Source organism: Bradyrhizobium symbiodeficiens (assembly GCF_002266465.3).
Lineage (GTDB): Bacteria > Pseudomonadota > Alphaproteobacteria > Rhizobiales > Xanthobacteraceae > Bradyrhizobium > Bradyrhizobium symbiodeficiens.
The window spans coordinates 846,157-858,166 of the sequence record NZ_CP029427.2 but is presented as its reverse complement, the minus strand read 5'-3'; the positions used below and the strand labels follow the sequence as shown (position 1 = coordinate 858,166).

At 63.9% G+C, this 12,010-nt stretch carries 12 protein-coding genes; 7 read left to right on the top strand and 5 right to left on the bottom strand.

All coding sequences use genetic code 11. The features are described 5' to 3' along the window. Nucleotides 1-136: 136 nt before the first annotated feature. On the top strand, nucleotides 137-820 hold the full coding sequence (locus CIT39_RS03955) for a response regulator (protein WP_162308334.1): 684 nt from the start codon (nucleotides 137-139) through the stop codon (nucleotides 818-820). Continuing rightward, nucleotides 817-2,775, top strand: a complete 1,959-nt coding sequence (locus CIT39_RS03950; RefSeq protein WP_244607513.1) for an ATP-binding protein — start codon at nucleotides 817-819, stop codon at nucleotides 2,773-2,775. The genes CIT39_RS03955 and CIT39_RS03950 overlap by 4 nt, the downstream gene beginning before the upstream one ends. Nucleotides 2,776-2,911: 136 nt before the next feature. On the opposite strand, the gene CIT39_RS03945 is transcribed toward CIT39_RS03950, so the two are convergent. After that, a complete protein-coding gene (locus CIT39_RS03945; protein WP_094973305.1) occupies nucleotides 2,912-3,217 on the bottom strand; it encodes a hypothetical protein in 306 nt (101 codons plus the stop codon). A gap of 236 nt (nucleotides 3,218-3,453) precedes the next feature. On the opposite strand from CIT39_RS03945, the gene CIT39_RS03940 reads away from it, so the two are divergent. Beyond that, nucleotides 3,454-3,678, top strand: a complete 225-nt coding sequence (locus CIT39_RS03940) for a hypothetical protein (protein ID WP_036020653.1) — start codon at nucleotides 3,454-3,456, stop codon at nucleotides 3,676-3,678. Between the two features lie 225 nt (nucleotides 3,679-3,903). On the opposite strand, the gene CIT39_RS03935 is transcribed toward CIT39_RS03940, so the two are convergent. Continuing rightward, a complete protein-coding gene (locus CIT39_RS03935; RefSeq protein ID WP_094973306.1) occupies nucleotides 3,904-4,326 on the bottom strand; it encodes a GFA family protein in 423 nt (140 codons plus the stop codon). A gap of 215 nt (nucleotides 4,327-4,541) precedes the next feature. Next, nucleotides 4,542-5,330 carry a methanethiol S-methyltransferase gene (mddA, locus tag CIT39_RS03930; protein WP_162308333.1) on the bottom strand — a complete coding sequence of 263 codons (789 nt, stop codon included), beginning with the start codon at nucleotides 5,328-5,330 and terminating at the stop codon, nucleotides 4,542-4,544. 133 nt (nucleotides 5,331-5,463) lie between these two features. Here mddA and CIT39_RS03925 point away from each other — a divergent pair, with 133 nt between their 5' ends. Then, nucleotides 5,464-7,011, top strand: coding sequence for a winged helix-turn-helix domain-containing tetratricopeptide repeat protein (locus tag CIT39_RS03925; protein WP_094973307.1), 1,548 nt, complete (start codon nucleotides 5,464-5,466; stop codon nucleotides 7,009-7,011). Between the two features lie 145 nt (nucleotides 7,012-7,156). On the opposite strand, the gene CIT39_RS03920 is transcribed toward CIT39_RS03925, so the two are convergent. Next, nucleotides 7,157-8,059 carry a TetR/AcrR family transcriptional regulator gene (locus CIT39_RS03920; protein ID WP_479686305.1) on the bottom strand — a complete coding sequence of 301 codons (903 nt, stop codon included), beginning with the start codon at nucleotides 8,057-8,059 and terminating at the stop codon, nucleotides 7,157-7,159. On the opposite strand from CIT39_RS03920, the gene CIT39_RS03915 reads away from it, so the two are divergent. Beyond that, nucleotides 8,040-9,029 (top strand): alpha/beta fold hydrolase, encoded by a 990-nt coding sequence (locus CIT39_RS03915; RefSeq protein WP_094973517.1) that lies wholly within the window; start codon nucleotides 8,040-8,042, stop codon nucleotides 9,027-9,029. The two genes, CIT39_RS03920 and CIT39_RS03915, sit on opposite strands and share 20 nt — an antisense overlap. Before the next feature lie 88 nt (nucleotides 9,030-9,117). On the opposite strand, the gene irr is transcribed toward CIT39_RS03915, so the two are convergent. Beyond that, nucleotides 9,118-9,606 carry a Fur family transcriptional regulator Irr gene (irr, locus tag CIT39_RS03910; protein ID WP_094973308.1) on the bottom strand — a complete coding sequence of 163 codons (489 nt, stop codon included), beginning with the start codon at nucleotides 9,604-9,606 and terminating at the stop codon, nucleotides 9,118-9,120. Nucleotides 9,607-9,792: 186 nt separating this feature from the next. On the opposite strand from irr, the gene CIT39_RS03905 reads away from it, so the two are divergent. Together CIT39_RS03905 and CIT39_RS03900 are read left to right on the top strand one after the other, a co-directional pair. Beyond that, nucleotides 9,793-10,104: a hypothetical protein gene (locus tag CIT39_RS03905; RefSeq protein WP_094973309.1), complete on the top strand. Its 312-nt coding sequence runs from the start codon at nucleotides 9,793-9,795 to the stop codon at nucleotides 10,102-10,104. 296 nt (nucleotides 10,105-10,400) lie between these two features. Continuing rightward, a complete protein-coding gene (locus CIT39_RS03900) occupies nucleotides 10,401-11,951 on the top strand; it encodes an ABC transporter substrate-binding protein (RefSeq protein WP_094973310.1) in 1,551 nt (516 codons plus the stop codon). Nucleotides 11,952-12,010: the final 59 nt, after the last annotated feature.

The window sequence follows — 12,010 nt, the reverse complement described above, 5'->3', positions numbered from 1 at the left end:
CGGGGATCCCGCGTCGGCGTTCTCCGCGCCGCGACTTGGACACCCCGCCCCCATGATTATGGGTGTCGCTGCCTGCGCCCGGCGGATAAACTTGCCCTTGCGCCGCGGGGGACACGCGGGTCGCGGGACCATGATCATGACTGAACAGGGCGAGACGGGTGAAATCATCACCATCCTCCTCGTCGAGGACGACGCGCCGACCTGCTGGCGGCTGCAGGACGCGCTGGTCAAGGCCGGCTACGAGGTGCGCAGCGCCGGCACGCTCGGCGAAGCCCGTTCGGCGCTGGCCGCCGGCGCGCCGCGCGTGCTGCTGACCGATCTGCGGCTGCCCGACGGCCACGGCATCGAGCTGATCCGCGAGACGAGACAGCGCTTCCCCGACACCGAGATCATGGTGATCTCGGCCCTCGGGGACGAGGAGAGCGTGATCTCCGCGATCACGGTCGGCGCCACCGGCTATCTGCTCAAGGACGCCTTCCCCACCGACATCGCCACCACCGTGCGCGACCTGGTCGCCGGCCATTCGCCGATCTCGGCCTCGATCGCGCGCTTCATCGTGCGCAGAACACAGGGTGCCGCGCAGAGCTCGGCGGAGCCACCGCCCGGCCCCGCGCTCAATACGGCCAGGCTGACGCCGCGCGAGATCGACATCCTCTGGGGCATCGCAAAAGGCTTCAGCTATGCCGAGATCGCCAGCCATCTCGGCCTGTCCAAACAGACCGTGCCCGGCCACATCAAGAACATCTATCGCAAGCTCGAGGTGCACACGCGCAGCGAAGCTGTGTTCGAGGCGGTACAGCAGGGCCTGATCAAGCTGTGAGCGAGATCGCGGCCAAGGAAACGACAAAGGCACCTGAAAGGGCAATCTCGAAGGCACCCACGCGCCCGCGGCGCCGGCTGATCGCCTCGCGTCTCGTGCCCTATCTGCTGCTGCAGGCCCTGATCGTGATCGCCACCCTTCTCGGGCTGCGGCTGCTGCAGCCGAGCGACCCCGACGAATTTGCGCTGAGCGGATTTTCGATGCGCCAGGACGGCGTGACGCACCCCGTGACGCTGCCGCATTTCACGACTTCGCGCAATTCCCTGGACGACCCGCCGCTCTACACCGGGACCTTCACATTCCGGCGCGGCGACGCGGCCTCGGGCTGGTCGGTCTATCTGCCGCGCTTCAGCAACGCGGTCGAGGTCGCGATCGACGGCGTCGTCGTGCTCGACTCCCGGCGCGATGCCAATGCCAACCGGCCCGATCGCAACACGCCGCAGATCGCAGCCATTCCCTCTTCGCTGCTGCGCGAAGGCGCCAACGAGATCACGGTGCGGCTGTTCGTGTGGGGACCGTTGAAGGGTTTTCTCGACACGGTGTATGTCGGTCCGGACGCCGCCCTGCGTCCGGCCTACGAGACGCGCACGCTGCTGTTCGTCACCCTGCCGGTGGTGTTCTCGGCCTGGCAGTCGATCCTGGCCGTCATCCTCGCGATCATGTGGCTGATGCGGCGCCGCGAGCCGGTCTACGGCGTGTTGGCGGCTGCGATGGTGATCGGCGTGGTGCAGGCGTACGTCCCGCCGCCGGTGCCGCCGGCCGCCGCGTCGCGACTTGCCGCAGTGCTGCTGGCGTCCGCGCCGACCGAAAGCGCGTTGGTCGTCATGTTCGGCGTGCTGTTCTTCGGCTGGCGCTGGCCGCGCTCCGGCGCGCTGCTGTTCGTGCCGGGAATCGTCGTGTTCGTGGTTGGGCTGATCGGAGGACCGCCGCTGCCGCGCATCCTCTTCCTGGTGCTCGGCATCCCCACGGTCGGGCTTTGCCTGCTGCTGATGGCCTGGGTGACCACGATCGCGGTCGTGCGGCGGCAGGACGCCGCAAGCTTCACGATCGGCTGCGCCGTCACCATCGTGCTGGTCTGCTGGATCCAGGATATGCTGACGGTGCTCGAGCTCGTGAACAACGATCGCATCTTCGTTTCGCGCCTGTCCTATTCGGCGATGCTGGTCGCGATCGGCGCGGGACTGACCTGGCGCTTCGCCCGCGCGCTGAACCAGGTCGACAGCTTTGCCGGCCAGCTGGTGACGCGCGTGCGGGAGGCCGAGGAGCGGCTGAAGGCGAGCTTCGTCCGCGAGGAGGAGCGCGCGCGCGCCGCCGCGCTCGCCAATGAGCGCACGCGCCTGATGCGCGACCTGCATGATGGTCTCGGCGGCCAACTCGTCAGCATCGTCGCGCTCTCCGAGCGCGGCCATGAGGGCGCGACCATCACCGACGCGGCCCGTGCCGCGCTGAAGGATCTGCGTCTCGTCATCGATTCCATGGACGACATCGGCGGCGACCTGATGCTGGCGCTGGGCTCCTGGCGCGAGCGCGCCAGCGCGCAATTGCGGCCGCACGACATCACGCTCGACTGGCGGGTGGCGACCGTGCAGGGCCTGCCGCTGCACCCCGAACTGCGGCCGTGGCACGTCATCCAGATCGTGCGCATCCTCGACGAGGCCGTGACCAACGCGGTCAAGCACGCGCAGGCCCGCCACATCGCGGTCACCATCGAAACGTTCGACGCGAGCGAGGGGCCGTGCGGCCTGATCAGCGTGACCGACGACGGCCGCGGCTTTGCACCGGCCGGCCACGGCGAAGCCGGACGCACCGGCCAGACCGCGCGCGGCCTGCGCAACATGAGAAATCGCGCCGCGCGCTGCGGCGCGGTGCTCGATCTGAGGTCCGATGCCTCCGGGACGCGCGTGCGGTTGCAATTGCCGCAACGTTTTCCCGACAGCGACGCGGCGGCGGGCTGAAAAGCCCCCTCTCCGAACGCGTGGGACGCGCGGAGAGAGGGAACGGGCCGGGTGATATGCCGGCGGAGGACGGGGGGTTCGTCCGCAGGGCGCCCTGGGCCCGAAGCGATGCAATCAACTCAATCGAATGGAAATATCAGCGCACGCCGACGCGATTGACCGGGCCGCCGCGATTCATCGGTGTTCCCGCGCGCACGCCGACACCGGGCGCGCCGACGCCGGGCGTTGCGACCGCGGCCCTTGCGACCGGCGCTCCGGGCGCGACCACCACCGCCGCCGTCGGCCGCACCACGCAGCCCTTGGGTACGCCGACGGTCTTGCAATAGACCACCGCCTGCGCCGGGCTCGTACCCAGCGACACCATCGCCACGCCCGCCAGCGCCATGACCGTCAGCGCCATGACCGTCAGCCTTGCACTCAGCGCTCCAGCTCTCTTCGACATCCTAGCTCTCCTGCTTCCCGTTCGGCGTCCCGATGCAATCACCGGGTCTCGCAGCCGAGGTGCAGCCTGAATGACAAAAGACGGCGTGCGGATACATGCCATGAAGATGGGGGGCCCGCGGCCGTGAGGGCTTGCCGGTGCCATGAACATGGCATGGACCGGCGCGCAGGCTTTGCGGGATGGTCCGGCCCGATTGATCCCGGTCGGGACCAACGAGGATTCACAAGAGGTGCTTCATGAAGATTTCCGTTCTTGCCGCGCTGCTGCTCGCTGCAGCCGCCCTGCCCGCTGCCGCGCAATCCGGTCCATCGGTCCAGGAGCAAATGGCCTGCCGCGGCGATGCCAGCAAATTCTGCGCCGAACATATCGGCAAGCCGCCGCAGATGAACGCCTGCCTGCGCGAGAACAAGTCGAAGCTCTCAGACAGCTGCCGCAAGGTCGTCGAGTCGCGCGGCGGCTGATCCGCCGTCCTCTTCCTTAGGAAGGCAGAGAGGGCGGCGCTGAGCCGCCCTCTCGAGAGATTTGAGCGCACGCCTCGTTCTTCGAGACGGCGCTGACGCGCCTCCTCAGGATGAGGCTAAGCAGCATTGGTGCTCGCTACAACTGACGCACCACACGCGGTCCTCATCCTGAGGGTCCGCCAACGGCGGACGGCTCGAAGGATGGCGCAGGCGACGGCCTTGCCGCTACTCCTGCATCATCTCGCCGCTGCCGCCGAACTCGGCCGGGAAATCCTTCAGCTTGGGCAGGCCGTCGCGCATCGGCAGCACCGTCTCGGCATAGTTGACGTGAACGCCGGGCGCGAAGGCGAGCGTCGGGATGGTGGCGGTGAAGACGTCGACCAGGCCGAGCGGCGGATGGTTGGTCATGAGGTGGCCGCCGCACTGCTTGCAATATTTGCGCTGGCTGAGCGGCGTCTTTGCAAACGTCTCGACATTCTGCGCGCCTTCGGTGACGCGCACCGCCTCAGGCTTCCACAGGCTGAAGGCGTTGACCGGGCCGCCCGACCAGGAGCGGCAGGAGCGGCAATGGCAATAGCCCATCGCCTCCGGCGCGCCCGTGACCTCGATCGTGACCGCGCCACAGAAGCAGCTTCCGACATGTTTCATTGGGTCGTCTCCGTTTGATGAAGGGTGAAAAATCCTCTCCCCGCTCCTCGTCCACAATATGTCGGGACCGATGGGATGCGGGGAGAGGTGTCGGGGTGAAGGGGGACATCACCCCGGGGGACGTTGGGGGGACGGGCGTGTGAGATGCTCGGGTAGCCGACTTCAAGCGGCCGCGCGTCCTCCGTTCGGCGGACGCGCGCGATGGAGTGCAAAGGCTAGAGTGACCGGCGCCAGGGAATAAGCATCGAGACCCGTTGTTTGTACTGCCGGTACTCGTCGCCGAAGAGAGCGACGAGGTCGTGCTCCTCCAGCGCGATGCCGACGAAGATGTAGAGCGTGGTGACGACCGCGAACAGCAGATGGCCCGCGGTCATGGTCGGCGCCGCCCAGAACGCAACGATGAAACCGAGATAAATCGGATGGCGCACGAAATTGTAGAGCAGCGGCGTCTTGAAGCGCGGCGGCGTCATCTCCTTGCCGACCAGATGGTTGGTCACCTGATGCAATCCGAACAATTCGAAATGATTGATCATGTAGGTGCTGGCGAACACCAGGACCCAGCCCGCGAAGGACAGCGTGACCAGAGTCACGGCGAGATCCGGATTCTCGACGTTCCATATGACCGCAGGCAACGGGCGCCACTGCCAGAACAGGAGCAGCAATGACAGGCTCGCCAACAGCACATAGGTCGAGCGCTCGACCGGCTTGGGGACGAATTGCGTCCACCACGCCTTGAACCGCTTCCGCGCCATCACGCTGTGCTGAACGGCGAACAGCGTCATCAGGAGTAGATTGACGATGATCGCCTCGACCGTCGGCGTGTCGGTTCCGGTGTCGATGGTCTTCGGCACCATCACCCCCATGACGAAGCCGATGGCGTAGAGAATGGTGACGAAGAATACGAGATAGGCCGTAATTCCGTAAAGAAAGGCGACGAGCTTGAAAATGCGTGAGCCCGCAACCTCCGGGCCGGTGGAATGAATCTGGTGATCAAGTTGGGTCATGAAACGCTCCGTTGTGCCGAGACATCGACACTGTTTGGTCTTCGCAGCATGCCGGATCGGACATCCGCAGACTTTGGCAGACGGTTGATTTTCGCCTGAGACGACTTTGATTTTTGCTTGAGACGACGGAAGCGTGCGATTTCGCTTTGAAAACAACGTGCTCGACGGCGACCTGCGGGAACTCACCTGCGGCGGGGCAGCCGTGCCGTTGCAGCCGCAGGTGTTCGATCTCCTGCTTTATCTCGTCGCGCAACGCGCGCGTGTGGTCAGCAAGGATGACCTGATCAGCGAGATCTGGAGTGACCGGATCGTCTCGGATTCCGCGCTGAACAGCCGGATCAACGCCGCGCGCAAGGCGATCAGTGACGACGGCGCAACGCAGCGGCTGATCAAGACCATTCCGCGCAAGGGCTTCCGCTTCGTCGGCGAGGTCCGGGAAGAAGTGGCAGCATCGATCGTGCCGGCCGAAGCCAGGCCCGCGCCCTCGCGCGTGGCGGACCGCCCGGCCATCGCGGTGCTCGCCTTCGAGAACATGAGCGGCGATCCCGCGCAGGACTATTTCGGCGACGGCATCAGCGAAGACATCCTCACCGCGCTGTCGAAGCAGCGCTGGTTCATGGTGATCGCCCGCAACTCGTCCTTCACCTACAAGGGACGCGCGGTCAACATCAGGCAGATCGCCGAGGAGCTCGGCGTCCGCTACGTCGTCGAAGGCAGCGTGCGCAAGGCAGGCAGCCGGGTGCGCATCACCGCACAGCTGAACGATGCCAATTCGGGCAGCCATTTGTGGGCCGAGCGCTACGACCGCGAGCTGGTCGACGTCTTCGCCGTCCAGGACGAGATCACCAACGCGATTGCCGCTGCGATCGAACCGCGGATTCACGCAGCCGAGAGTTTTCGCGCCCACCGCAAGGGACCTGCGAGCCTGGACGCATGGGATCTGCTGATGCGGGCGTTGTCGCATTTCTGGCGGGTGACCCGGGGCGATCACGAGACCGCACGGATGCTGCTCGAACGCGCGATCGGGATCGATCCGAATTACGGCCAGGCGCTGTCGGTGCTGGCGGCAAACCACATGTTCGGCGTGCATCTCGGCTGGACCGAGCTCGCCGCGGTGGCGCCGGCGGCGGAAGCCGCGGCGCTGGCTGCAGTGCGCTGCGATCATGAGGATGCCTGGGCGCATGTCGCGCTGGGCAGCGTCTGCTTCTCGACACGCAGGCTTGCGAACGCGCTGGCCGCGTTCGAGCAGGCGCTCGCGCTCAATCAGAACTTCTCGCTGGCGCAGGGCTTTTACGCGCTGGCGCTATCCTATGCCGGACGTTCGAAGGATTCGTTCGAGGCCGCGCAACGGGCGATCCGGCTGTCACCGCGCGATCCGTCGCTGGCGATCTATCACGGCATCGCCGGCTATGCGCGCTTCACCGAACGCCGCTATGACGAGGCCATCGCACTCGCGCGCGAGGCGATCCGCCATCGCGGCGATCTCACCGGCGCCTACCGCGTGCTCGCGGTCTCCGCCGGCATGACCGGCGACGCAATGCTTGCGGAGACGGCGCTGAGCGAGCTCCGCCGCACCCAGCCCGACATCTCGCTGCACTGGATCGCGACGCAACTGCCGTGGGCCGATGACGGCGATCGCGAGCACTATCTCGAAGGCTTCCGGCGCGCGGGGCTGCGCTAGGCGATCGCCTTGCGGGGGTCTCGCCAGGCGCTGGCGCGTCGGGCGCAGGCCGGCGTCAACAGGCAGACCATGCTGCACGCCCGCATCGCGAGATAGCGTGACGACGGCCGGCCAATTGCAGCGGCAAGGAAGTCCGGAGTTGGAGCTATCGTCTGCGCCGCCGGGAGCTGAGCTCGAAAGCGGGTTTCCCCTCGGGGGCCGCCCACCCCTGGACGCTGACATCCGCCAGGGCCTCGAATATGGCCGCTGTGCGTTCCAGGCGGGCAATCGTTCGTGCGCCTTCGACGGCAGCGACCAAGGCGGCTGCGGTAGACGATGCGCGCGCGGACGTGAAACCGCAGCCCCTGAAGTGCTCCGCAACGATCTCGGTTGAATCAACAAATCCGCGCGCTACCCGTTTGGTCAGATCGGCGTCGAGTGCAGGAAGCTCATTCGCCAGATTTTGCATGAGACATCCGTACTGGAAATCAGAGGCGACCATTTCGGCCGCGAACGCGCCGAAAATCCGATGAACAAAACTCAGGGCATCACCCGTCGTGTTCGCCGAGATGTCGCGCAATACGGCAATCCTGGTCGCAACGTAATGATCGATTGCCTCTTCTGCGAGCTGTGCCTTGCCGCGCGGAAAATGAAAATAGAACGACCCTTTAGGCGAGCCGCTTTCTTCAATGATCTGGTTCAGTCCCGTCGCAGTGTAGCCCTGGATGCGAAACAGTCGCTCGGCAGTGGCAATCGCGCGATCACGGGCGTCAGTTTTACGAGGCATTTTGTGAGCATACCACGCCCAGCTTGACACCGCTATGGTGATCGCCATACTATGGCGATCACCATAGTTACTGTGCCCCGCCATATCCCCGTTATCAAATGACCATCCAGAAGTTGCACACAGGGATATCTCCCTCTCAAAGATTGCTGCGCAGGAGAACCTCGAATGGGCTTGAGCAACTTCGATTTCGGCGACTGTTCCGGCAAACGGGATCACTGAGATGGCCTTCAGAACCTGCTCGATGATGCTTTTAGGAGCTGCCATGTTCACTGCGATGTTCACTCGCGTTGTCTCCGGAGAGACTGCAAGCGATGCCATCTGGCACAATAAGATCCCGGCCGCTTCGAGCGAACCTGCCGTTGATATCGATCGGGATCCGAACCTTCTGCACAAGTATGCGGAAAATGCGGGAACGAAGATCCACTACGTCACGATGGGATCCGGTCAAAAACCGCTTATGGTGTTCGTGCACGGATTTCCCGACTTTTGGTATTCCTGGCGAAATCAGATCCAGGCCTTTTCAGCAAATTATCAGGTGGTCGCTCTCGATCTGCGCGGGTACGATTTGAGCGATCAGCCAGAAGGCGTCGAGAACTACAAGTTTCCGGTTCTCCTTGATGACATCCGTGCCGTGATCAATGCAGAGGGAAACGGTCGCAAGGCCATCCTGATCGGGCACGACTGGGGCGCCGCTTTGTCGTGGCTGTTCGCCGGGCAAAATCCGGATCTGATCGAAAGACTTGTCGTCCTCAGCGTTCCTCATCCTGCCGCCATCACGAGGGAATTGCTGCCCTGGAACCATCCTATCGCGCAGGCCAGGGCCAGCGCCTACGCCACACGGTTCTTCGCTCAAGGCAAAGGCGACCATTTGACTGCGCAAGATTTGGCATACTGGGTTGTAGATCCACAGGTTAAGGGTCGATACATCCAGGCTTTCGCGAAATCTTCCATCTCGTCCATGATGAGTTATTACAAAGCCAACTACGCGTTTTCTCAGCTTGCGCTCAATCTTTTCGATCCGGCCATGAAGAAACTCTACGGTGCCGTGATCAAATGCCCGGTCTTGCACGTGCACGGACTCGAGGAGAGCCACGCTTTGCTGAGCACTATTGAATTGGAAAAGTCGTGGATTGAAAATCCCGAAAATCTCACGGTCAAAATCATGCCTGGAGTTGGCCACTTCATTCAGCATGAAGTGCCGGACGACCTCAATCAGATGATTGCCTCCTGGTTGAAAGATTTGGGAAGCTGACCCAACTGCCGTGGGCCAATGACGGCGATCGCGAGCACTATCTCGAAGGCTTCCTGAGGGAGCGCGCTGGTCGACCGCCTTGCCGGGCCTACGGCGCCCGCTTGCGGCGCAGGTGGACGATGACGTCGAGCCGTGCGATCTCGTGGCCGGGAAGCGCCTCGGGAATCCTGGTGAAGGCGAGGCCTTCGGCGACGTCGACCAGCATATCCTCGCCTTCGAGATAGAAATGCGGATGCACCGACGTGTCAGTGTCGAAGAACGACTTGATGCCATCGGCTGCGATGCGGCGCAGCAGGCCAGCCTCCGTGAACTGGTTCAGCGTGTTGTAGACGGTCGCGAGCGACAGATAGGCGCTCGTCGCCATCGCTTCTTCGAACAGGCTCTCGGCGGTGACATGACGATGGCCGCGCAGGAACAGCAATCGGCCGAGCGCCATGCGCTGGCGCGTCGGGCGCAGGCCGGCGTCAACAAGCAATTTCAGACAATGCTGCACGCCCGCATCGGGCGGCAGCTCAAGGCCGGCGACGTCAGATCCGCTATCGTCAACCGCAGGGATATTCGTGGCCTGGATGTCCATCAACGGTCTCACGCGTCTCACAGCTCAAGGGCGCGGGACGCGCAGTGCCGCGTCGCCAGTTGCCATTCGATCGCAAAAGCGGCGGCCCGGCTTTGATCCGGATCAAATCCGAAAGCCGCCTCTGACTTATCGCAAGGCGATCCGCTTTATTCCCAACCAGAATGGGTTGAGATCAACGAGGTTCAGATGTCCCGCCCGGTTCCCGACAAGGCAGAGATCGCGCTCGAATACCCCGACAAGTTCTATGTCGGCACCTTCGAGCATTCGTCGCGGTTCGAGGCGCGGCTCGACGGCAGCGGCGTTGCGCTGGTGCTGCAACATCCGGGCGCTGCCGACGAACGCAAATCGGTGCACCTGCACCTCAATTTCGGCCTGCTCGCCGGCATCCTGCGTGAGCTCGCCGGCAGCGTTGCTGGCCTCCCCAAGGACGACATCGCACATCGCGAGCAGCTTGCGGAGGCGCTTGCCGAGCTGCAACGGGCGCTCGGCGCGAAATGATGACCTGACGCTTTTGGTCGCAGGCGCAGCCTTGTGCATCACCTCTACCAAATCCCGACATGACTGAGGTCGCCTGATCAGCGGGAGCGGCCGATCCGCCATGGCGGAGAGCATGTGGGATAACAGGACGCGCTGTACATTTTTTGTGCGAACACTGTCGCGACTTTCATCTTGCGGCGCCGAACGGGACTGTGTGAGCCTCGCTCCCGGATGGGGACTGGGATGGGCCGGCCGTAGCTTTGCGCGCCATGACGTGCGAAGCGCTAACGGCTGGTCACGCTTGAGAAAGATACGATATGCCAAAACGAGTGTTGCTTGGTCTTCTGCTGGCTTGCGGCCTTGCGGCCCCGTCACTGGCGCAGGAGCCGAAAACGGGCGGTGTGATCAATGCGGTGATCCAGCCCGAGCCGCCCGGCCTGATGCTTGCGATGGTCCAGAACGGTCCGACCCAAATGGTGTCGGGCAACATCTTCGAGGGCCTGCTGCGCTACAGCCCCAAGCTCGAGCCGCAGCCGGAGCTCGCCGAGAGCTGGAGCGTCAGCGAGGACGCCAAGACCTACACCTTCAAGCTCCGGAAGGGCGTCACCTGGCATGACGGCAAGCCCTTCACCGCCGCGGACGTCTTGTTCTCGATCGAGATGCTGAAGCAGACCCACGCCCGCGCCCGCACCAACCTGGCGCAGGTCGACAAGGTCGAGGCGCCCGACGATTACACGGTGGTGTTCACGCTGAAGCAGCCGTTCGGCCCGTTCCTCGGCATCTTCGAGGTCGGCTCGATGCCGATGGTGCCGAAGCATCTCTATGAAGGCACCGACTGGAAGACCAATCCCTACAACAACGCCCCCATCGGCACCGGCCCCTTCATGTTCAAGGAGTGGCAGAAGGGCTCGTTCATCCGGCTGGTCAAGAACCCGAACTATTACGAGAAGGGCAAGCCCTATCTCGACGAGATCTACTGGCAGATCATTCCCGACGCCGCGGCGCGCTCGGTGGCGTACGAGACCGGCAAAGTCGACGTGCTGCCCGGCGGCTCGGTCGAGAATTTCGACGTGCCGCGGCTGACCAAGCTGAAGGACACCTGCGTCACCGGCGCCGGCTGGGAGTTCTTCTCGCCGCTGGCCTGGCTGTGGCTGAACAACCGACAGGGCCCGCTCGCCGACAAGCGGGTGCGGCAGGCGGTCATGTATGCGATCGACCGCGACTTCGCCAAGGACGTGATCTGGAACGGGCTCGGCAAGGTTGCGACCGGCCCCTCGGCCTCGACCATCAAGTACTACACCGACGACGTGAAGAAATACCCTTACGATCCGGCCAAGGCCAAGGCGCTGCTGAAGGAAGCCGGCTACAAGGGCGAGAAGATCCGCCTGCTGCCGCTCGCCTATGGCGAGACCTGGCAGCGCTGGGGTGAAGCGGTGAAGCAGAACCTCATGGACGTCGGCATCAACATCGAGACCATCGCGACCGACGTCGCCGGCGGCAACCAGAAGATCGGCGACTGGGATTACGACATCGCCTTCACCTATCTCTATCAGTACGGCGATCCCGCGCTCGGCGTCGGCCGTAACTACATCTCCAGCAACATCGCCAAGGGCCAGGTGTTCAACAACGTCGAAGGCTACTCCAACCCGGAGATCGACAAGCTGTTCGCCGACGGCGCGGTCGCGACCCCGGACTCCAAGCGCAAGGAGATCTACGAGAAGGCGCAGAAGATCCTGGTCGAGGACGTGCCGGTGGCCTGGATGCTCGAGCTGCAATTCCCGACCATCATGCGCTGCAAGGTCAAGAACCTGATCACCACGGGGATCGGGGTCAATGACGGCTTCAAGGACGCATGGCTCGACAAGTGAGCCCTGCTCTTTCACCTCTCCCCGCTCGCGGGGGGAGGTGCTCTAAGAGCACCCTCGCC